The following is a 21,492-nucleotide window of genomic DNA, read 5'->3' as shown; positions in this document are numbered from 1 at the left end:
CCAAATGCTCATTGCACAGCTGTCCGATCCGCACATCCGCGCCAAAGGCGAGCTGTACCAGGGCGTTGTCGACTCCAACAGGATGTTTGCCGAGGCGCTTGCGCACGTGCATGCGCTCGATCGTCGCCCTGATCTGCTGGTGCTCACCGGCGACCTTGTCGACGAGGGCCGCACCGACGAATACCAGATGGCGCGCACGCTGCTCTTGGCTTCGCGCATTCCGTTTCTCGTGATACCCGGCAACCACGACCATCGCGAGAACTTTCGCGCCGCGTTCAGCGGTGACCACGCCTATCTTCCCAAGGCGGGGCCGCTGCACTGGTGCGTGGATGACCACGCGGTGCGCATCATCGGGCTGGACTCGTGCGTTGCCGGCAAGCACCACGGCCACATCGACGCCGAAGGCCTCGCCTGGCTTGCGCGCGCGCTGGCGAAAGACAGGGTGAAACCCACCCTTCTGATGCTGCACCATCCGCCCTTCATGAGCGGCATTCCCTACATGGACGCCTATCGCTGCATGGAGGCCCAGCCGCTCGAAGACGTGGTGCGAAGCGCGCCGAATGTCGAGCTGGTGCTGTGCGGGCATGTGCACCGCACGATGCTGCGCCGCTGGGGCGGCACGGTGATCTGTTCATGCCCGAGCACCACAACGGAAATCGACTTGCAGCTGCGCGCCGATGCGCCGCCGCAGTCGCACGTGGGGCCGCGCGGCTGCATGCTGCACCTGTGGGACGAGCGGCACGGCATGCTCAGCCACCTGAGCCACATCGGAGACTTTGCCGGCCCGTATGCGTTCGCCTGAACAACGCGCCTTGCGCTTTCACGAAAGCGGGCTGGTGCCCGCATCACCATGCACCAGCCGCTCGAACACATCGTCCGAGCCCATCTGGCCGCCCTTGAGCATGATCTCCATGCTATCCAACGCGGCATCGTCGCTGTGCACGCGGCACAGCGAGGCGCCGGCGCCCATGTCGGCCGCATAGGAGAGCCCCCACGCATCGAGCGCCTGCACGGCATGGCTCGAGGTGTCGCCGCCGGCAATGCCGACGCGTTGCAGCGGCGCCATCGCCAGCACCTTGGCCAGCAGGTCGCCGCCGGCGCGCGAGAGGGCCTGAGCATCGAGCTTGTTGTTGCCTTCGGCAGGTGTCTGCTCGGCGGGCCGGGTGCAGGCCAGCATGCTGCGGCCGCGGGCGAGTCCTTGCGCGATGTCGCGGGCATGCCGCTCCAGCGTGGCCGTGTCGCGTTGCGCGAGGCGCGGCGCGTCGAGCCACACGGTGTCGAATGAATGTGCCGCCGCCACCTGACGCGCCGTGACGGGCGAGAGGCTTCCGGCAAGCACCAGCACGGGGCCGCGCGCGGGAGCGACGTGGCGCGGGTCTGTCTGTGCATCAGTGCGCGCATCAAGCGCGGAGGCCAAAGCATCGACCACGCTGCTCGGGCCCACGGCCAGCAGCGTGGCGCGCCGGGCCTGCGCCCACAGCACATGGCCGATGGCGGCGAGTTGCGGGGCATCGGCCACGTCGAACAGTACAGCCTCGGTGTTGCTGGCGTTCGGGCGCAGCGCGCGCTGCAGCGCCTCGCCAAGCGCCTCCGGCCCCAGCGAGGCGGCCGTGAAAGGAATGGAGCGCACGCCGGCCAGGCCCTGCTTCGCCAGGTGCAATCTCAGGTCCGCCTCATGCATCGGCGTGACCGGATGCCGGCTCATCGTCGGATGGCGGTCGATGCGGAACACCTCGCCGCCCGCGCCGGCCGCGGCGAACAGGTTGCCGAACAGGCAGTGCCGGCCGATGTTGGGCTGGCCGCCGACGATCGCGGTCCAGGGCTGTTCGACGGCGCCGCGCAGCGCACGCACTGCTGCGCCAATGGAGCCGATGTGCGGCGCGCTGTCGAAGGTGGAGCAGGTCTTGTAGTGCAGCACGCGCGCACCGAGCGAACGGAACAGCGCGGCGACCGGGGCCAGTTCGGCCTGCATGGCTTCGGGCGCCATGGCGCGGGCGGCGCCCGCGATGCCCAGCACGTCGAGCGGCCCGGCCTGCGCGAGCCGCGCGGCATCGGGCGTTTTCAGGAAGAGCAGGGCACGCAGGCCGGCGCGCGCGGCGGTGCCGAGCGTGTCGGTGGCGCCGGTGAAATCGTCGCCGTAGTAGACGATGGCCGGCGCTTGCGTTGCCGGCATCACGGCCTGCCGAAGAAGGCCAGTGCGCGCGCCAGCTCGGGTGCGCCGCGGGCGGCTTCTTCCAGCGCGGTGCCCGCACGCGCGGCCGACCAGGCCTGGCGGATGCTGGTGACGCCGGCCGCCGCGCCGTCGGGATGCGCGAGGATGCCGCCGCCGGCCATGAAGAGCAGGTCGTCGCTGCCGATGGCGGCCCAGGTGGCGGGCACGGTGCCGGCCCACTGGCCCGACGAGAAGGCCGGCATCACGCGGTCGTCCGCGGCATCGGTCAGGGGCGTGAAGCAGTCGCGCGCCGATTCGATGACTTCGCTGTCGGGCTGCGAGAACTTGCCCTGCAGGCCGTGCACGTGCATGTGGTCGACGCCCGCAAGCCGCCAGAGGGTTTGATACGCCTGGAACGAAATGCCCAGCAGCGGATGGCGCGACAGCGCGCCGTAGCCGTTGCGGTGGCCGTGCAGCGCCAGGCCGGTGTGGCGGCGCAGGGTCTGCATGCCCGAATGGCCGCACCAGTTGAGGCTGGCCATCACGCACGATCCGCCTTCGCGCTCGACCAGGTCGGCATGCCGCTTCATCGCATCGGTTTCGTCGGTGATGTTGAAGGCCACCATCACGTGCTTGCCGGTGCGCTCCTGGTGCGCGCGCACCACGGCCATCACCGCGGGCACGCGCTCGGCAAGCGGCGCATGCGCGGGGTCGGCGCAGACCTCGTCGTCCTTGATGAAGTCGACACCCGCGGCGCAGAGCCTGGCGACCAGGGCGGCAGTCTCGCTGGCGGACAGCCCCACGTTGGGCTTGATGATGGTGCCGACCAGCGCGCCGCTCGCCACGCCGGTGGTGCGCCGCGTGCCCGCGATGCCTGCGCGCGGCATGTCGAACTGCGCGCGGTAGGCGGGCGGCAGCTGCAGCGATTCGAGCCGCAGGCCCGTGACTTCGCCCAGGTCGTACAGGTTGCCCGACACCGTGGCCGCGAGCGTCGGCAGGTTGGCGCCGATGTTCGCTGCGGGAAACGAGATGTCGATGTGCGCACGGCGCCACGGGCCGCGCGTGCCCTTTCGTTCGAGCAGTGCGTTGGGCAGGCTCGGCGCACTGGCCGGTTCCAGTTCGGTGATCGCCTCGACCGTGGCGCGCGCGCGTTCGCGCAGCGCGTCGGTTTCGCCCTCGACGCGCGTGAAGGTGCCGCACGATTGTTCGCCGGCCATCACCTCGGCCACTACGGCCGGGTCCAGCGGCGTCTCGACGAGGTAGCGCGCGCGGATGCGTTCGGTCACGGTCACAGCTTGCTCAGGTCTGGGAAAGGCCGCACCGGCTCGCTGCCGTCCCAGCCCTCGGAGGCGCTGCGGATCAGGTCGAACATCTTGCCCTTGGGCCCCGCCACTTCGGACAGCTCGATGACGGTGCCAGGGTGGTACTCGGTGTCGAAGTAGATGAAGCGGCCGCGCTCGCCCACCTCGCCGCTCATCACGGGCCTGAAGCCCTGCGCGGTGAGGCGGGCCAGGTCGGCGTCGTAGTCGGCCGTCCAGTAGGCCACGTGCTGCAGTCCGGTGCGGCCGGCTTGCAGGAAGTCGCGGTACATCGAGGGCACGTCGTTGCGCGTCTGGATCAGCTCGACCTGCACGTAGCCCGAGTTGGCCAGCGCCACCGAGTTGTGGGGCTCGTGCGCCTGGCCGTTGTAGCGGTAGTTCTTGATCGGCACCTTGGGGTTGTAGAACCACGGGCCCACGCCCAGCGTGGTGCTCCAGTAGTCCATGGCGGCCTCGATGTCATGCACGACATAGCCCAGCTGGCGAATCTCGCCGAGGAATCGACTCATTGCGGTTGGCTCCGTTGATGTGAGTGTGTTGTTGTGATCAGAACTTGAGAAAACCGGTCGAGAACCACGGGAACGCGGCCACGATCACCAAGCCCACCAGCATCGCGGCGATGTAGCCCCAGATGTGGCGGATGCCCTCGTCGGGGTTGACCTTGCTGACGGCGCAGGCGCCGTAGTAGCCCACGCCGAAGGGCGGCGCGAACAGGCCGATGCCCATCGCGAAGATCACGACCATGGCGTAGTGCACCTCGTGCACGCCCGCGGCCTTGGCAATGGGAAACAGCAGCGGCCCGAACAGCACGATGGCCGGAATGCCCTCGAGCACGCTGCCCAGCACGATGAAGGCCACGATCGACACCGCCAGGAAGCCGTACGCGCCGCCCGGCAGCGCGCCCATGACGCGCGCCAGGTCCTGCGAGAAGCCCGACTGCGTGAGGCCCCAGGCCATGGCAGTGGCGCAGCCGACGATGAAGATGATCGCGCCCGAGAGCGAGGCGGTGTCGACCAGCATCGGCTTGAGCCGCTTCCAGTCGAACTGCCGGTACACGAAGAGCCCGACGATGGCCGAATACACGATGCCGATGGTCGACACCTCGGTGGCCGTGGCCACGCCCTCGACCACGGCGGCGCGGATCACGAAGGGCAGCAGCACCGCGGGCAGCGCGACCAGCAGCAGCTTGCCGATCTCGCGCTTGCTGTGGCGCGCAACGCCGCTCAGGTCTTCGCGCCGGTAGCGCCACCACACCACCACGCACAGCGCGGCGCCCAGCACCACGGCCGGCAGCAGCCCGCCCGTGAACAGCGCCGCAATCGAAATGCCCGTGACCGAGCCGATGGTGATCAGCACGATCGACGGTGGAATGGTCTCGGTCTGCGCGCCGGTAGCCGACAGCAGCGCGACCAGGTCACCGGGCTTGGCGCCGCGCTTGACCATCTCGGGGAACAGCACGGGCGCAATGGCCGCCATGTCGGCGATCTTGGAACCCGAGATGCCCGACACCAGATACATCGCGCCGATCAGCACATACGAGAGGCCGCCGCGCACGTGGCCCAAGAGGCTCGCAAGGAACTGGATCATGGCGCGCGCCATGCCCGTCATCTCGATCAGCGCGCCCAGGAAGATGAAGAGCGGCACCGCGAGCAGGATCAGGTGCGACATGCCTTCGTCGAGCCGGCCCACCATCACCAAGAGCGGCGTGCGCGTGGTGAGCGCCAGGTAGCCGAAGGTGGCCAGCGCGAACGAGAAGGCGATGGGCACGCCCGAGAGCACCGTGGCCGCCACCACCACCACGAAGAAGATCACGAGGTTGAACTTGCCGAGCGTGGCAAAGAGCGGCGCTGCAAGCCAGAAGGCCGCCACCAGTGCCGCCATGCCGAGCACCGCAACGGCGATCTGCCGGCCGGTGCACACGCGCAGCAGGCGCAGCAGCGCCATCGCCAGCATGATGCCGATGCCCGTTGGAATGGCCGCGGCGCGCCAGGCGTTGCTGATCTCCAATGCGGGCGTGACGATGAACGACTCTTCATGCGCGTAGTCGATGGACGGCCAGATGATCAGCACCAGGAACGCGACCGAGGCCGCGATGGCAAAGGCGTCGAGCATCGCGCGTGTCGAAGGCTGCACTTTCTGCAGCAGCGCCGTCATGCGCATGTGCTCGCCGCGCCGCAGCGCCACCACGGCGCCCAGCATCGAGAGCCACAGGAACAGGATGGACGCGAGCTCGTCCGACCAAACCAGCGGCGCATGGAACACATAGCGCGACACCACGCCCGCGAACAGCACGCAGATCTCGGCCAGCACCAGCAGCGCGGCCACGGCCTCGACCAGGCCGCCCAGCACGCGGTCGGCGCGCCCGGCCGCGCCGCTCAGCGCGTTGGCGGAGGGGCCGGCGCCCACGAACGGCGCCGCCTCGAAAGTGGATTCATGCACCATGGGCGGTCAGGCCAGCTTGCCGACGGAGCCTTCGAGCAGGGCCCACGCCTCGGGGCCGAAGCGGCCCTTCCACTCGCCATAGAAACCCGACTCGCGCAGCTTGGCGCGAAAGCTCTCGGCCACCGGGCGGTTGATGCTGAGGCCCTTGGCCTGCAGGTCGCCGACCACCGATTCGTTGAGTTTCCTGATGTCTTCGCGCTGCTGCATGCCGGCGTCGTTGATGGCGCGCGCCACGATGGTCTTGAGGTCGTCGGGCAATGCCTCCCAGGCGCGGCCGTTGGCAATGAACCAGTAGCCGTCCCAGATGTGGTTGGTGAGCGAGCAGAACTTCTGCACCTCGAACAGCTTGGCCACCTGGATGATCGGCAGCGGGTTTTCCTGCGCATCGACGATCTTCGTCTGCAGGGCCGAGTACACCTCGCTGAACTGCAGGCTCGCGGGCGCCGCGCCCAGGCCCTTGAACATCGAGATCGACAGCGGGCTCACGGGCACGCGGATCTTCAGGCCGTCCATGTCCTTGGCATTGGTGACCGGCGCCTTGCTGCTGGTGGTCTGGCGAAAGCCGTTGTCCCACATCTTCTCGAAGGCGTAGAGGCGCGACTTGGCAATGGCGCCGCGCACATGCGCGCCGAGCTTGCCGTCCATGGCGCCCCACACCTGGCTGTAGTCGTTGAACGCGAAACCCACCGCGTTGATGGCGGCCACCGGCACCAGCGTGGCAATCACCAGCGCCGAGGGCGTGAAGAACTCGATGCCGCCCGAGCGCACCTGCGCCAGCATGTCGGTGTCGCCGCCGAGCTGGTTGTTGGGAAAGATCTTGATCTCGACGCGGCCCTTGCTTTCCTTGGCAATGCGGTCGGCCGCCTCTTGCGCGCGGATGTTCAGCGGATGGCTGAGCGGCAAGTTGTTGCCGTACTTGTACGAGAACTCCGCGGCGCGCGCGATGCGCGGCACGGCCGACACGATGCCGGCGGCGGGGAGGGCGGAAAGCGTGCGCAAGGCACCGCGGCGGTTCAGGCGAGTGAGCGAGGTCATGTCTTTTGTCTCCAGGATCTTCGGAATGCGGCTGATGCAATCTGATGCACCATTGGATTTGAGCCACAGCGAAGATAAAAGGATGCATCATCCGGGTCAAACTCGATCCTGATGGTTTTTGATGTATGCGGGATAACCCTTCACCTACTTCCGATGCACGGCGCGCGCGCGTGGTCGACATCGCCCGCGCGGCGCAGGTGTCGACCGCCACCGTCGACCGCGTGCTCAACCGCCGCCCCGGCGTGCGCGACGCCACGGTGCAGCGCGTGCTCAAGGCCGCGGGCGAACTCGACTACCTGCCGGGGCCCGAGCTCTATGCGGCGCTCACGCCGCCTCCGCTCAGGCTGGTGTTCCTGCTGCCGGCCGGCACCAACCGCTTCATCCGCATGCTGGGCGACATGGTGGGTTATTCGCAGGAGCACTGGGCGCCGTTCAACGTGCAGTGCCGCACGGTGTTCATCGAGAGCTTCAATCCGCACGAGCTGGCCGACGCGCTGCGCCGCCATGGCCAGCGCTGCGATGGCATCGCGATGATGGCGCTGGAGCACCCCGCGGTGCGCGAGGCCGTGGCGGCGCTGGCTGCGCGCGGCCTGCCGGTGGTCACGCTGATCTCGGACCTGTCGAACTCGGAGCGCGCGGCTTTCGTGGGGCTGGACAACCGCGCGGCCGGCCGCACCGCGGGCTACCTCATCGGCCGCTTCATCGGCGCGCGCGCCGCGAAGGTCGCGCTCATCGCGGGCAGCCTGAGCTACAAGGCCCACGAGGAGCGCGAGGCCGGCTTCCTGCACGTGATCGACGAGATGTTTCCGCGGCTCGAGGTGGTGGGCCTGCGCGAAGGCCAGGACGACGCCGGCAAGAACTACCGGCAGACGCGCGCGCTGCTGGAGCAATACCCCGACATGGGCGGCATCTACAACATTGGCGGCGCATCCGATGGCGTGGCACGGGCGTTGAAGGAGGCGGGGCGCGAGCAGAAGGTGGTGTTCATCGGGCACGGGCTCACGCCCGACACGCGCACGCTGCTGATCGACGGCAGCATGGACGCGGTGATCACGCAGAGCCCGCACACCACGCTGATGAACTGCGTGCGCATCTTCGCCAACCTGCGCGACGGGCGAGAGGTGCTCAGCGGCGTGGAAACCACCCGCAGCCAGGTGATCTTTCGCGAGAACCTGCCGTAGCTTTTTTCGCGCCGAGGACTTCGTTCAGTAGGCCGCGCGCGGCGCGGGCTCTTCGGCCGGCGGCGCGCCGCTGAAGTCGGCCGCGAGCTTGCGGGCCGCGCCCGCGAACAGCAGCACGTCGACACCCACCGCAACGAAGCTGCAGCCCAGCTCCAGGTAGCGCCGGGCCAGCTTCGGGTCGGAGGTCAGCGTGCCCGCGGCCTTGCCCGAGGCCACGATGGTGCGCATGGCGGCCTCGATGGCGGCCTGCACTTCCGGATGCCCGGGCCGGCCCCGGTGGCCCATCGACGCGGCCAGGTCGGCCGGGCCGATGAAGATGCCGTCGATGCCGTCCACGGCGCAGATCTGCGCCAGGTTGGAGAGCGCCGCCACGGTTTCGGCCTGCACCAGCAGGCAGACCTCCGCATCGGCGATGTCGAGGTAGTCGGCGCGCGCGCTCCACTGCGAGGCGCGGCCCACGGCACTGCCGACGCCGCGGATGCCCAGCGGCGGATAGCGCGTGGCCGATACCAGCGCGCGGGCCTGTTCGGCCGTGTCGACCATGGGCACCAGCAGGTTCTTCGCGCCGATGTCGAGCAGTTGCTTGATGAGCGCCGTGTCGCCCTGCACCGCGCGCACCACCGGCTGGGCGCGGTGGGGCGCCACGGCCTGCAATGCGGCCAGCGTCGAGCGCAGGTCGTTGGGCGCGTGCTCGCCGTCGATCAGCAGCCAGTCGAAGCCGGCGGTGGCGCTCACCTCGGCCATGTACGGGTCGGCCATCGAGAGCCAGAGGCCGATTTGCGGCTGTTTGGCGGCCAGGGCTGTCTTGAAGGCGTTGATGGCGGGCATGTCTTTTCCGTTGGAGGTGTGTGGGGGGTGTGCGCGCGGCGTCAGTCCAGCTGGCCCTGGCAGAGGTATTTGGTGTGCAGGTAGTCGTCGAGGCCGTGGACCGAACCTTCGCGGCCGTAGCCTGAATCCTTCACGCCGCCGAAGGGCGCAGCCTCCGCGGCCAGTGCGCCTTCGTTGATGCCGACGATGCCGGCTTCGAGCGCATCTGCCACGCGCCAGATGCGGCGCACATCGCGCGAGTAGAAGTACGCGGCCAGGCCGAAGGGCGTGTCGTTGGCCTGGGCCACCACCTCGGCTTCATCTGCGAAGCGCGTCAGCGGAACGACCGGGCCGAAGGTCTCTTCGCAGGCGCAGGCCATGGTGGCGTCGGCGTTGACCAGTACGGTGGGCGCGAAGTAGTTCGGTCCCAGCGCGGGCAGCCGCGCGCCGCCGGCGAGCACGCGCGCGCCGCGTGCCACGGCGTCCTGCGCATGGCGCTCGATCTTTTCGATGGCGCGTGCATTGATCATCGGGCCGATCTGCGAGGCGGGGTTGCTGGCCGGGCCGACGCGCAGCGCCGACACACGGGCCGCGAGCAGCTCGGCAAACTCGTCATGCACGGCCTCGTGCACGAACACGCGGTTCGGGCACACGCAGGTCTGGCCGCCGTTGCGGAACTTGGCGGCCATCAGGCCCTCGACCGCGGCATCGATGTCGGCATCCTCGAACACGATGAAGGGCGCATTGCCGCCGAGCTCGAGCGACAGCTTCTTGAGCGTGTCGGCCGAGCGGCGCGCCAGGTGCTTGCCGACCGGCGTCGACCCGGTGAAGGTGATCTTGCGCACGCGGGCGTCTTCGAGCCATGCGTCGACGACCTCCGGCGTGCGCTCGCGCGAAGCCGTCACGATGTTGAGCACGCCCGCGGGCACGCCGGCCTGCGCAGCCAGCGCCACCAGCGCGAGCGAGGTGAGCGGCGTGTCCTCTGCCGGCTTGCACACCACGGTGCAGCCCGCCGCAAGCGCCGGCGCGATCTTGCGCGCGATCATCGCGGCCGGAAAGTTCCACGGCGTGATCGCGGCGACCACGCCCACCGGCTCCTTGATGGCGAACATGCGCCGGCCCGGAACGGGCGCGGGAATCACGTCGCCGTTGGCGCGCGTGGCCTCTTCGGCGAACCACTCGATGTAGCTGGCCGCATAGGCGACCTCGCCGATGCCTTCGGCCAGCGGCTTGCCCTGTTCGCGCGAGATCAGGCGGCCCAGGTCGTCCTGATGCGCGAGCACCAGGTCGTTCCAGCGCTTGAGGATCTGCGCGCGCTGCTTGGCCGGCGTTCGGCGCCAGGCGGGGAAGGCGGCGTGCGCGGCATCGGCGGCGGCACGCGCTGCATCCGCGCCGGAGTCGGGCACCTGCGCGATGAGTGCACCGGTGGCGGGGTCGGTCACGTCCAGCGTGCGGTCGGCGGCGCTGCACCATTCGCCGGCAATGAAGTTGGCTGTGCGCTGCAGATCGGGGCGGGAGAGGGTGAGCATGTCTGTTGCGTCAAGAATGGGTCAGAAGTCCAACGTACTGTTCGGCAACCTGCCGCGCATGGCGCCGGCGCGGCCAAGGCCAGGAACACCGTGGAACCGGCTTTGCCGGGCCACCGGTGTTGCCCCCTTGAGGGGGGGAGTCGAGCTACACGAAGTGAGCGAGGGACGGGGGTGGGTTCATTTCAACTTACGATGCCGAGATGCCACGGCACGAACTCGTGGTCGCCCAGGCCCAGCGCTTCGCTGCGCGTGCGCTCGCCAGAGGCATGGCGCAGGATCTGCTCGAAGATCCGCTGGCCGAGTTCGGGCACCGAGAGCTCTCCGTCGAGCACCACGCCGCAATTGATGTCCATGTCCTCCTCGAGGCGCTTGAACATCGGCGTGTTGCTGGCCAGCTTGATGGTCGGCGCAGGCTTGCTGCCGAACATCGAGCCGCGTCCGGTGGTGAAGCAGATCAGCTGCGCGCCACTCGCGATCTGCCCGGTCACGGCCACCGGGTCGTAGCCCGGCGAGTCCATGAAGACGAAGCCGGCCTGGTCGATGGGCTCCGCATATTCGTACACGGCCTGCAGCGGCGTGGTGCCGCCCTTCATGGCCGAGCCCAGCGACTTCTCGAAGATGTTGGCCAGCCCGCCGGCCTGGTTGCCGTGCCCCACCACGCCGTTGAACTGCGCGTTCTGGCCGGCCGTGTAGCGCTCCCACCAGGCCAGCCGGTCGAGCAGCTTCTGGCCGACCTCGGGCGTGGCGGCGCGCCGCGTGAGCATGAATTCGACGCCGTGGATCTCGGGCGTTTCGGAAAGAATGGCGGTGCCGCCGTGGCGAACCAGCACGTCCATGGCCGCACCCAAAGCGGGGTTGGCCGTGATGCCCGAGAAGCCGTCGGAGCCGCCGCACTCCAGCCCGATCTTCAGGTGGCTGGCGCCCACGCGGGTGCGCTGCGCGGCATTGGCCTCGGGCAGCATTTCTTCCACCGCGCGGATGCCGGCCTCGATGGTCTGGCGCGTGCCGCCCACGTCCTGCATCACCATCGTGCGCATGAGGCGGCCCTGCTGCAGCCCCTGCGAGTCGACCAGCGCATCGACCTGGTTGCGCTCGCAGCCCAGGCCCACGATCAGCACGCCGGCCAGGTTGGGATGGCGCGCATAGCCCGCCAGGGTGCGGCGCAGCACGTCGAAGTGTTCGCTCGGCGATGACATGCCGCAGCCGCTGGTCTGCGCGAAGGCGGCCACGCCGTCCACGTTGGGAAAGGCCGCGAGGCGCTCGGGCGTGAAGTGCGCCGCGATGCGCTTGATGACGGTGGCCGAGCAGTTGACCGATGACAAGATGCCGATGAAGTTGCGCGTGCCCACGCGGCCGTCGGCCCGCACAAAACCCATGAAAGTGGCGCGCTCGGCCTCGGGCACGTAGGCCACCGGACGCACATCCTGGCAGAAGGCCGGGTCGCGGTACGAGTCCACCAGCGTGAGGTTGTGGCTGTGCACGTAGTCGCCGGCCTCCAGGTCGCGCGAGGCCACGCCAATGACGGTGTCGTACTTCTTCACCTGCTCGCCGGCCGCAATGGCGCGCGACGCGATCTTGTGCCCCGCGGGAATTTGCGCGCGCGCCCGCACGCCGAACTCGGCAATCGATTCGCCGAGGGCGATGGGCGTCTTGGCAACCAGCACGTTGTCGTGCGGGTGCAGGCGAAGCAGGGGGCTGTCGGCCATCAACCTTTCTCCATCAGTTCCTTGAGATTGAGCTTGCGGATCAGCTCGGTCTCCTGCTTGTAGACGGCTTCGACGTACTTGCGGTAGTCGGGGCCGTCCTGGTACATGACCGGCGCGTCGATGCTGTCGGCCACCTTCTTGAATTCTTCGCTGGCAACGGCCACGCGGAACGCGTCGCGCAGCTTCCTTTCCACCGCGGGCGGCAGCCCGCGCGGCGCGCCGATGCCGTTGGGCGCTTCCACCACCACGTCGTAGCCCAGTTCCTTGAGCGTGGGCGTGTCCTTGAAGCGCGGCGTGCGCGCCTCGCCCCAGGTGGCGAGCAGGCGCAGCTTGCCGCTTTCGACATGCGGCGCCCAGGAGCTGCTGTCGGCCAGCATGTCGACCTGTTCGCCCAGCACGTCCTGCAGCGCGGCCGAGCCGCCCTTGTAGGCAATGGCGTTGAACTTGACGCCGGCCGCCTGCGCGAACTGCTCCATGCCCACGTGGGTGGCGCCGCCCACGCCGGCATGGGCATAGCTGACGACGCCCGGCTTGGCCTTGGCCTGCGCCACCATGTCGCGCAGCGACTTGAAGGGTGAGCTGGCCGGCACCGCGATGCCGAAGGTCTGGCCCGAGGTGCGCGCGAGGTAGCTCAGGTCCTTGAGCGGATCGATCTGCACGGTGCCGATCTGCGCAAAGCGCGTCACCGAGATGGGGATCTGCCCGATGGTGTAGCCGTCCGGCCGGGCCGAGGCCAGCGCCTTGGTGCCGATCATTCCCGAGGCGCCCGCGCGGTTCTCCAGCGCAATGGGCTGGCCGAGTTCGCGCGCGGCAATCTGGCAGATGGCGCGCATCGAGCGGTCGGCGGTGCCGCCGGCGGGCCACGGGCAGATGAAGGTGATGGGGCGTTCCGGATAGTCGGCCGCGAAGGCGCGGCCGGTGGCGGTGGCGAGCGCGGCGGCGCCAAGGCCGCCCAGCACCAGTTGGCGCCGCTGCAGGGTGCGATGCAAGGTCATGCGTATGTCTCCGACGATTGTTGTTCGAGAAAGCTGGGCGCATTCTTCAGTAGACAATCATTGCAATCCAATGAAATAGCGGACTCTCTTCATAGCCTGGAGGTTATGAAGCGGAAACAGCCGCAAGCACCACGATGAGCCAGATCGACCGCGTCCTGCGTTCCAACCTCAAGTTGCGCCACCTGCAGATGCTGGTGGCGCTCGACCAGTTCCGCCACCTGGGCCGCGCGGCCGAATTCCTGTCGGTCACGCAGCCGGCGGTGTCCAAGTCGCTGGTGGAGATCGAGCGCATGTTCGGCCTTGCGCTGTTCGAGCGCTCCACGCGCGGCACCGAGCCCACGCCCTATGGCGCGAGCGTGGTGCGCTTCGCTCGCTCGGTGCTGGCCGACTACGACCGCACGCGCGACGAGATCGCCGCCGTGGCCAGCGGCGCCGCGGGCCGCACCAGCGTGGGCGCCATGGTGGTGGCCATGCCGGTGCTGCTGGCGCGCGCGGTCGAGATGCTCAAGGCCAACTCCTCGCAGACCACGGTGCTGGTGGAGGAGGGCGATCTCACGCGCCTGTTGCCCAAGCTGCGCCTGGGCGAGCTCGATCTGTTCGTGGGGCGGCTGGAGCCCGGCTACGCCGCGCCCGACCTCGAGACCGAGGCACTGCATGCCGAGCCCATGCAGGTGGTGGTGCGGCCCGGGCATGCGCTGGCGGCGAAGCGCCGGCTGGGCTGGGCCGACCTGGCCAAGGAGCACTGCGTGATGCCGCCGCCCTGGGCCTCCTTGCGCGTGAAGCTCGACCAGATGTTCTTTCGCGACGGCGTGCATCCGCCGGCCGACATCATCGAGTCGGCCTCCTTCCTCGCGCAGATCAGCTTTCTGCAGCAGCGCGATGCGGTGGCCTTCATGGCGCGCTCGGTGGCGCGGCATTTCCAGCAGCAGGGCATGCTGAAGGTGCTGCCGGTCAAGGTGCCGATCGAGCTGCCGCCGGTGGGGCTCATCACCATGCGCGGGCGCCGGCGCACGCCCAGCACGCAGCAACTGATCGAATGCCTGCGGCGCGCGGCCAGAGTGAAGTCCGCGGCTTGAGAGGGCGCCGTGGCTTTCCTGCACCGTATACCCAATTCATGGGTATGCACTCTGCAGTGCCTTCGAGGACCATTCGGGCATGTACTTGCATACCCTGGTCGCCGATCTGCCGCATGCGGACCGCACGGCATTGGACGAGGCCAGCGAACTGCGCGCCTACCAGTGCGAAGAAACCGTTCTTGCCTCTGGCGAGTGGACCGACCGGGTCTATTGCGTGGCGAGCGGACTGCTTCAAGTGGTGAGCCATGGACGCGCGAGCGGCGCCGATGTCGTCACCGACCTGATCTGCCAGCACGACTTCTTCCTTGGCCCTTCGCTCGGCGAAAACCGCTACCAGGCGAAGCACACGCTGGTGGCGGCCGAGGCTTCATCGGTGTACCTGATTCCCGTGGGGGCCATGCGCGGGCTCTGCGAGCAGCACCCGCAGATGGCGCTGAAGCTGCTGGGCATGGCCATCGAGCGCACGAGGGCGATGCGCGGGCAGCTCGGGTTGGGGTAGGCACCGGGCCAGCCGCGGCCGATGCGCTATTTGCCCGGCTGCGGGCTGGCCGGAGCCGTCTGCGGCGCGCTCTGCGTCGGCGTCGACGGCTTGACCGGCCCTTCTTCGCGCGTCTGGGCCAGGAAGTTGTAGGCCAGCGCCAGGATGAACACGAAGATGGCCGCGCCGACGCCCCAGCGGAACACGCGCGCGTTGTCGCGTTGGTCGCTTCTGGCTTGTCGAGGAGATTTCATTCTTGAACGCTGCGCTGGCGCATGGGCATGAGGTGTCGGACGGCGGCCCGGCCCCTTGTCGCAAAAAGACAGCAGCAGGCGCCGCTCAGGCCGGGGCTTTCGCGCGCTCGATGATGCCGCGCACCATGGACGAGAGCGTGCAGAGGTAGCGGGCGTCGGCCGAAAGCGAGCGGCTCATGGCGTGGATGAGTTCGCCGAAATCCTCGTCCCCGGGGGCGCTGCCGGCGGCGAGCTGGTGGCGCGACATCGCGTCGCGGATGCGGGTCTGCACCTGCATGTAGTCGGTGCGCAGCAGCACGCTGCGCGCGAGCAGTACATCCAGGTTCAACAGGTCCAATGCGGTCATGGATGTTCCTTCACTGTTTCGCGGAACGACCTCGGCCCGGCGTGGTGTCGAAGAAGATTCGGGCGGAGGCCGGGCGCGCCGCGTCAGAGTTGACCCTGGCCATCGCCGGTGCGGTCGTGCACCCAGCGCATCGCCTGCTGCTCTGCGTGCCGCAGCGCCTCCGCCTCGGTGGCATAGGCGATCTCGTCGGTGTCGCTGGGCAGCGTCTCTTTTTGCTCGGGGCCATGCCCCCGGCCAAGGCACGCGACCACGGGGCGGTACACGCCCGGGCCCGTGCGTTGCGCACCGTACTTGAAGTGCCAGCCCCGGTAGATGAAGTCGATGCCCGGTTCTTCGGTGCCGCTTCCGGCGGCTGCGTCCTGCGTGTTCATTGCGAATGCTCCTTGGGCGCGGGCACGCCCATCGCGCCTTGCGCGCGAGCGCCGCATCGCTGAGCGGCGCCACCGGCCGCATGGTTCAGGCCGCGCGAGAAGAAATACTGCATGGCGATCGAAGGTGCTGCGTAGGAACCTTTCGCATCTGAGGTGGCAGCGCAGACTACATCCAGCGGCCGCGGCAAGATGCTGCCGACGGGGTTACGGGAGCAGTGGCAGAATTTCAGGATCGTGCGCCGCGCACTGCACGCACTGCAGGATCGTGCGCCGCGCACTGCAGGACCGGGGCTCCGGTCCGCAATGACTCCAATGCCCCAATCGAATCCGCCACCGTCTTCTGCCGCCGACAAAGGCGAGCTTGCGCCAAGTGCGCTGGGATTTCCGGTCGTCGGCATCGGCGCGTCCGCGGGCGGGCTGGAAGCGCTGCTCCGCTTCTTCGAGAACACGCCCTCCGGTACGGGCATGGCCTTTGTCGTCATCCTCCATCTCTCGCCCGAACACGAGAGCAGCGCCGCCGACATCCTGCAGCGCGCCACCCGGATGCCGGTCGCGCAGGTCGCCGGGCCAACGCCGGTCGAGGCCGACCACGTCTACGTGATTCCGCCGGGCGTGGCGCTGACGATGAACGACGGCCACCTGCAGGTGGCCGCCAGCCGCCGCGTCGCGGGGCCGCACATGGAGATCGACCTGTTCTTTCGCACCATGGCCGAGGTGCACAGGGAGCGGGCCGTCTGCATCGTGATGTCGGGCATGGGCAGCGATGGGGCGGTCGGCCTCACCCGCGTGAAGGAGCACGGCGGCATCGCCATGGCGCAGGCGCCCGGCGATGCGGCGCACGACGCCATGCCGCGCGCGGCCATTGCCACCGGCATGGTCGACATCGTGCTGCCGGTGGCCGACATGGGTCGGTGGCTGGTCGAACTGTGGCGCAATGCGCAGCACATCCGTCTGCCCTACGACGAGCCGGCGGGCCGGGCCGCGCCGGCACCCGACAGCGGCACGGAAGCCAGCCTGGCCGAGCAGGCGCTGCAGGAGGTGATGAGCCTCTTGCGCAACTACACGCGGCACGACTTTCGCCATTACAAGCGGGCCACGGTGCTGCGCCGGCTGGAGCGCCGGCTGCAGGTGAACCGGCTGGCCGACCTGCCGGCCTACCGCGACTTCCTTCGCGACCACCCCGAAGAGGCGGCGCCGCTCTTGCAGGACATGCTCATCAGCGTGACCAACTTCTTCCGCGACCCGGATGCCTTCGAAGTCCTCGAGCGCGAGGCGCTTCCCGCGCTGATCGAGGGCAAGCAGCCCGGCGAGCAGGTGCGTGCGTGGGTGGCGGGCTGCGCCACCGGCGAGGAGGCCTATTCTCTGAGCATGCTGCTGCGCGAACAGGTCGACCGGCAGTCCAAGCCGCTGGACATCCAGGTCTTTGCCACCGACATCGACGAGCGCGCGATTGCCGTGGCGCGCAGGGGCCTGTATGCCCGGGGCATCGCGGAGGACATCTCGTCTTCGCGGTTGCGGCAGTTCTTCGTGGCCGAACAGGACCAGTACCGCGTCGCCACCTCGGTGCGCGAGCCGGTGCTGTTTGCAGTGCACAACCTGCTGCGCGATCCGCCGTTCTCGCGGCTGGACATCATCTGCTGCCGCAATCTCCTGATCTATCTCGACCGCGCGGCTCAGGGGCATGTGCTGGAGATGTTCCGCATTGCGCTCAGGCCCGGCGGCTATCTGTTCCTGGGCACTTCGGAATCGATTGACGCGGCGGGCAGCCTGTTCACCTCCGTCGACAAGAAGAACCGCATCTACCGCGTCAATCCCCAGCTTTCGCCGGGGCGCCACGTGCCCCTCATCAGCGATGCGCCGTCCGGGCCCGGGGCGACCGGTTCGATGCACGCGCTGCGCGTGCAAAAGCGCAGCGAGCGCCTGAGCTTTGCCGAGCTGCACCAGCGCGCGCTGGAACAGTTCTCGCCGCCCAGCGTGCTCATCAATGCCGACCACGACGTGCTGCACCTGTCCAACGGCGTGGGCCGCTTCCTGGAGCGGCCCGGCGGCGAGCCTTCGAACAACCTCTTGAACAACGTGCGGCCCGACCTGCGGCTGGAGCTGCGAACCGCGCTCTTCAAGGCCGCGCAGACGAACCGCAGCGTGGGGACTCGGCTCGTGCAGAAGCGCGGCGACGGCCGCCAGGTGTTTCTCAACATCACCGTGCGGCCGCTGCAGCAGCGGCTCACGCTGGTGGTGTTCGACGAGATCGAGGAGAGCATGCGCCCCGAAGGCGGCGAGCCGGCCCATGCGGCGCGCGAGCAGCTCATCGGCAAGATGGAAGACGAGATCCGCCAGCTCAAGCTGCATCTGCAGGACACCCTCGAGACCTCCGAAACCTCGACCGAGGAACTGAAGGCCTCCAACGAGGAACTGCAGGCTATCAACGAGGAACTGCGCTCGGCCACCGAAGAACTGGAAACCAGCAAGGAAGAGCTGCAGTCGATGAACGAGGAGCTCGTGACAGTCAACTTCGAGCTCAAGATGAAGGTGGAAGAGCGCGGCCACATCAACGACGACCTGCAGAACCTGATTGCCTCGTCCGAGATCGCGACCGTGTTCGTGGACCGCGACATGCACGTCAAGCGCTTCACGCCGCATGCGAGCAACCTGTTCAACCTGATCTCGTCGGACCTCGGGCGGTCGCTGTTCGACATCACCAGCCGGCTCGACTACCCGGAACTGGCGGACGACACGGCTGCGGCCTTCAAGGAACTGCGCACCAGCGAACGGCATGTGACCAGCGCGGACGGGCGGCAGTTCCTGGCCCGGATACTTCCGTACCGCACGGCGGAGGACAAGATCGAGGGCGCGATCCTCAACTTCTTCGACATCACCGACCTGCGCGCCGCCGAGGAGCGGTCGCGCGCGGGCGAGGAGCGGCTGCGGCTGGTGGCGGCCACCACGCGCGACTTTGCCATCATCACGACCGACGAGCGGGGCCTGATCGCCACTTGGAACGCGGGCGCGAAGCGCATCTTCGGCTACGCGGAAGAAGAAATGCTGCACAAGCCGCTCGCGATGATCTTCACCGCCGAAGACCAGGCGAACGGCGTGCCCGAGGGCGAAATGCGCCGCGCGCTCGAACTGGGCCGCGCCGAAGACGAGCGCTGGCACCAGCGCAAGGACGGCAGCCGCTTTTTCTGCAGCGGCGTCACCACGCCGCTGGAGGCGGCCGCTGGGGGCGGCTTTGCCAAGATCGCGCGCGACATGACGGGCACCAAGCAGCATGAGCTCGCGCAGGAGCACCGCCTCTTCAAGGAAAAGAAGGCCAGCCTCAGCGCGCAGATGGCCAACGAGCTCAAGGACAAGTTCCTGGCCGTGATGTCGCACGAACTGAAGCAGCCGCTCAACCTGATCCAGATGAACGCCGAACTGCTGATGCACGCGCCGGGTACCGCCGAGAACCCGGCCGTGCGGCGCGTGGGCGAGACCATCAAGCGCGCCGTGGCGAGCCAGACGCGCATCATCAACGACCTGCTCGATCTCTCGCGCATCCGCACCGGCAAGCTGCGGCTCAATCGCGTGGCGGTCGATCTGGGCGAACTGGTGCAGGCGGTGGCGCAGGCCGCCGTGAGCGGCGCGGCCGGCAAGAAACTCGCGCTCGAGCTGGATTGCGAGGCCGGCATGGTCTGCGACGGCGATCGCGTGCGCATCGAGCAGATCGCCTGGAACCTGCTGAGCAATGCGGTCAAGTTCACGGCCGAGGGCGGGCGCATCGCGGTACGCGTTGCCGCGGCCGGCGAGGGTTTCGGCAGGCTCACGGTCAGCGACACGGGCTGCGGCATTGCGCCGGAATTCCTTCCGCACGTGTTCGGCATGTTCAACCAGGCGGACAGCGACGTGACGCCGCCCAATGGCGGCCTGGGCATCGGACTGGCGCTGGTCCAGGAACTGACGCGGGCGCACGGCGGCCGCGTCGAGGTGCATTCGGCGGGGCTGGGGCAGGGCGCCGAGTTCAGCGTGTGGCTGCCGCGCGTGGGAACGGCGGCCGAGCCGCTGGCGGACAAGAAGGCCTCGGCCGAAGTCAGCCTCAGCGGCTGGCGCGTGCTTGCGGTGGACGACTATGCCGATGCGCTGGCCCCGTTTGCCGAGGTGCTGCGGCTGGAGGGCGCCATCGTCGATGTGGCCCAGAGCGCGAAGAAGGGGCTGGAGCTGCTCGAGGCGAACACCTACGACCTGCTGGTGTCGGACCTCGGCATGCCCGAGATGGATGGCTACCAGTTCATTGCCGAGGTGCGGCGGCGCCCGGCCACGCGCGATCTGCCATCCATTGCGATGTCCGGCTTCGGCCGCCGCGCCGATGCACGCCGGGCGCTCGAGGCCGGCTTCAACGCGCACCTGCCGAAACCCGCTTCGCTCGAGGAACTCAAGGCGGCCATCGGCCGGCTGTGAGACTTTGCGCTAGCGCGGCGCGCGGTAGATGAAGCCGCTGGCTGGGGCGATCCATTCGGCCTCGCCGGTCGCATGCGCTGCGTGCGCCGCGGCGCAGCCGGTGAACAGCATGCGTTCCTCGGCCAGCAGGAGTTGCCGCGCGGACCCGCCCTGACCAGCCGGGCCCGGCTCTTGTACATGCAGCGTGGCGCCTGCAAGGCGCAGCGTGTCCCCGGGCTGCGGCCACAGCGCGGCCGCATCGGGCCATGCGGATCGAAGCGTTCCGAGCGACGCGGCCGGGGGCTGCGTACCGGCCCCTGTCCAGAGCAGCCACTTCACCTGGCCCGGCACTGCGTTCTGCGCGAGGCCGTGCGGCGGGGGGTCGATCAATGCCCAGTGGCCGCCTTCGCCGCCGACGAAATAGCCGTGATGCGAATCCGCTGCGCCCGCCACGCGCACGACGCGCGCCGACAGCCGCGTGGCGAGGCCGGGCTCGAGCGCGTAGTGCGCGTGGCCCTTGCCGTCGGGATCGAGGTGGCCGATCTCCTCGTAGGCGGCTTCGTCGATGTTCACCGCACGGCGGCCCGCGGGCCCGTCGGCCAGGCGCGGCATGTTCAGCACGATCCGCGTCAGCGCCCGCGCATGGGCCATGCAGTCGGCGGCGCTGTCGAAGCCTGCCAGCTCTTCGAGCGTGCGCCGTGTCACGTTCATCAGCTTGAGGCCGCGGCCCGGGTCCACCGCGTCGGCCGGCTTCAGCCACATGTGCGCCACGGTTTCGCGGCCATCGGGCTTCACGGCCTGGCCCGGCGGCATCTGCGCAATGAAGAAGCGGGTGTCGAAGCGGCGCGGCATGCCCGGCGGCGTGAGCCAGTGGCTGAAATAGGCGAGCCGGTCCATCGCAAGGCGCCAGCCCTGCGCCTCGCACATGGCGAGCAGCGCATTGGTGCCTTGCTCGGCGGCATGGCGCATGGATTCGAGCTGGCTCGGCGGCAGGCCGTCGAGCTCGACCAGGCGGTCGTCGGCATCGCTTGCAAACAGGACGCCCGCTTCCTCGAAGCATTCGCGCACCGCGGCGGCGTAGTAGTCGAGGCCGCCGCCCCGCAGGCCCAGGCGCGCGCTGGCCGCGGCGTCGTCCAGGCCCTTGCACATCAGGTGCAGGCTGCGGTCATGCGCGTCGACCACGCCGCCCGGAAACACGCTGGCGCCGCTGTTCTGGTCGTCGGCCTTTTCGGCGCGGCGCAGCAGCAGCACTTCCATGCCGTCGGCGCCGTCGCGCAGGAGGATCAGGGAGGCCGCCACGCGGATGGGGCGCGGCAGGGACGGCGTTGGACCGGGTGGGGTCGCTGTCGTCGAAGGCTTGGCGTTCATGGGCGCCGATTGTCGGGCCA

At 68.8% G+C, this 21,492-nt stretch carries 18 protein-coding genes; 5 read left to right on the top strand and 13 right to left on the bottom strand.

Features of this window, described 5'->3' with window-relative positions; translation table 11 throughout:
- The first annotated feature begins 4 nt into the window (after positions 1-4).
- Entirely contained in the window at positions 5-802 is a 798-nt protein-coding gene (locus tag L1081_RS10550) for a metallophosphoesterase (protein WP_489416368.1), read from the top strand.
- An 18-nt stretch (positions 803-820) separates the two neighbouring features.
- Here L1081_RS10550 and L1081_RS10545 read toward each other — a convergent pair whose 3' ends face one another.
- From L1081_RS10545 to L1081_RS10525, 5 genes are read right to left on the bottom strand one after another with little or no spacing between them, the layout of a single operon-like run.
- The gene (locus L1081_RS10545; protein ID WP_489416367.1) at positions 821-2,173 is read right to left on the bottom strand and encodes a four-carbon acid sugar kinase family protein; all 1,353 of its coding nucleotides are present in this window, start codon (positions 2,171-2,173) and stop codon (positions 821-823) included.
- Positions 2,173-3,444, bottom strand: coding sequence for a RuBisCO large subunit C-terminal-like domain-containing protein (locus tag L1081_RS10540; RefSeq protein WP_489416366.1), 1,272 nt, complete (start codon positions 3,442-3,444; stop codon positions 2,173-2,175). The genes L1081_RS10545 and L1081_RS10540 overlap by 1 nt, the downstream gene beginning before the upstream one ends.
- Positions 3,441-3,980, bottom strand: coding sequence for a VOC family protein (locus L1081_RS10535; RefSeq protein ID WP_319431609.1), 540 nt, complete (start codon positions 3,978-3,980; stop codon positions 3,441-3,443). Before L1081_RS10535 ends, L1081_RS10540 begins: the two co-directional genes overlap by 4 nt.
- A gap of 37 nt (positions 3,981-4,017) precedes the next feature.
- Positions 4,018-5,913, bottom strand: coding sequence for a TRAP transporter large permease subunit (locus L1081_RS10530; RefSeq protein WP_489416365.1), 1,896 nt, complete (start codon positions 5,911-5,913; stop codon positions 4,018-4,020).
- A 6-nt stretch (positions 5,914-5,919) separates the two neighbouring features.
- Positions 5,920-6,948: a DctP family TRAP transporter solute-binding subunit gene (locus L1081_RS10525; RefSeq protein ID WP_489416364.1), complete on the bottom strand. Its 1,029-nt coding sequence runs from the start codon at positions 6,946-6,948 to the stop codon at positions 5,920-5,922.
- Between the two features lie 125 nt (positions 6,949-7,073).
- On the opposite strand from L1081_RS10525, the gene L1081_RS10520 reads away from it, so the two are divergent.
- Complete coding sequence (locus L1081_RS10520) at positions 7,074-8,129, top strand: substrate-binding domain-containing protein (RefSeq protein ID WP_489416363.1); 1,056 nt, start codon at positions 7,074-7,076, stop codon at positions 8,127-8,129.
- A gap of 24 nt (positions 8,130-8,153) precedes the next feature.
- Here L1081_RS10520 and hpaI read toward each other — a convergent pair whose 3' ends face one another.
- From hpaI to L1081_RS10500, 4 genes are all read right to left on the bottom strand, one after another.
- Entirely contained in the window at positions 8,154-8,957 is an 804-nt protein-coding gene (gene hpaI / locus L1081_RS10515; protein WP_489416362.1) for a 4-hydroxy-2-oxoheptanedioate aldolase, read from the bottom strand.
- Positions 8,958-8,998: 41 nt separating this feature from the next.
- Positions 8,999-10,465, bottom strand: a complete 1,467-nt coding sequence (locus L1081_RS10510) for a succinate-semialdehyde dehydrogenase (RefSeq protein WP_489416361.1) — start codon at positions 10,463-10,465, stop codon at positions 8,999-9,001.
- A 182-nt stretch (positions 10,466-10,647) separates the two neighbouring features.
- Complete coding sequence (locus tag L1081_RS10505) at positions 10,648-12,171, bottom strand: D-arabinonate dehydratase (protein WP_489416360.1); 1,524 nt, start codon at positions 12,169-12,171, stop codon at positions 10,648-10,650.
- Positions 12,171-13,166 (bottom strand): tripartite tricarboxylate transporter substrate-binding protein, encoded by a 996-nt coding sequence (locus L1081_RS10500; protein WP_489416359.1) that lies wholly within the window; start codon positions 13,164-13,166, stop codon positions 12,171-12,173. The genes L1081_RS10505 and L1081_RS10500 overlap by 1 nt, the downstream gene beginning before the upstream one ends.
- 134 nt (positions 13,167-13,300) lie before the next feature.
- Between L1081_RS10500 and L1081_RS10495 the strand changes: the two genes are divergently transcribed.
- Together L1081_RS10495 and L1081_RS10490 are read left to right on the top strand one after the other, a co-directional pair.
- Positions 13,301-14,242 (top strand): LysR substrate-binding domain-containing protein, encoded by a 942-nt coding sequence (locus L1081_RS10495; protein WP_489416358.1) that lies wholly within the window; start codon positions 13,301-13,303, stop codon positions 14,240-14,242.
- A gap of 79 nt (positions 14,243-14,321) precedes the next feature.
- A complete protein-coding gene (locus L1081_RS10490) occupies positions 14,322-14,741 on the top strand; it encodes a cyclic nucleotide-binding domain-containing protein (protein WP_489416357.1) in 420 nt (139 codons plus the stop codon).
- A 26-nt stretch (positions 14,742-14,767) separates the two neighbouring features.
- On the opposite strand, the gene L1081_RS10485 is transcribed toward L1081_RS10490, so the two are convergent.
- The 3 genes from L1081_RS10485 to L1081_RS10475 form a co-directional block, all read right to left on the bottom strand.
- Positions 14,768-14,974: a hypothetical protein gene (locus L1081_RS10485; protein ID WP_489416356.1), complete on the bottom strand. Its 207-nt coding sequence runs from the start codon at positions 14,972-14,974 to the stop codon at positions 14,768-14,770.
- 85 nt (positions 14,975-15,059) lie between these two features.
- Positions 15,060-15,320 (bottom strand): hypothetical protein, encoded by a 261-nt coding sequence (locus L1081_RS10480; protein ID WP_489416355.1) that lies wholly within the window; start codon positions 15,318-15,320, stop codon positions 15,060-15,062.
- An 83-nt stretch (positions 15,321-15,403) separates the two neighbouring features.
- Positions 15,404-15,691 (bottom strand): hypothetical protein, encoded by a 288-nt coding sequence (locus L1081_RS10475; RefSeq protein WP_489416354.1) that lies wholly within the window; start codon positions 15,689-15,691, stop codon positions 15,404-15,406.
- Positions 15,692-16,003: 312 nt separating this feature from the next.
- Between L1081_RS10475 and L1081_RS10470 the strand changes: the two genes are divergently transcribed.
- Complete coding sequence (locus L1081_RS10470; protein ID WP_489416353.1) at positions 16,004-20,125, top strand: CheR family methyltransferase; 4,122 nt, start codon at positions 16,004-16,006, stop codon at positions 20,123-20,125.
- Between the two features lie 9 nt (positions 20,126-20,134).
- Here L1081_RS10470 and L1081_RS10465 read toward each other — a convergent pair whose 3' ends face one another.
- Positions 20,135-21,472 carry an NUDIX domain-containing protein gene (locus L1081_RS10465; protein WP_489416352.1) on the bottom strand — a complete coding sequence of 446 codons (1,338 nt, stop codon included), beginning with the start codon at positions 21,470-21,472 and terminating at the stop codon, positions 20,135-20,137.
- Positions 21,473-21,492 lie beyond the last annotated feature (20 nt).

It is taken from the genome of Variovorax sp. MSC1_012 (genome assembly GCF_023667525.1).
Classification (GTDB): domain Bacteria; phylum Pseudomonadota; class Gammaproteobacteria; order Burkholderiales; family Burkholderiaceae_C; genus Variovorax; species Variovorax beijingensis_B.
Note: the sequence above shows the minus strand (reverse complement) of the source record. Positions and strands in the feature narration are given on the sequence as shown.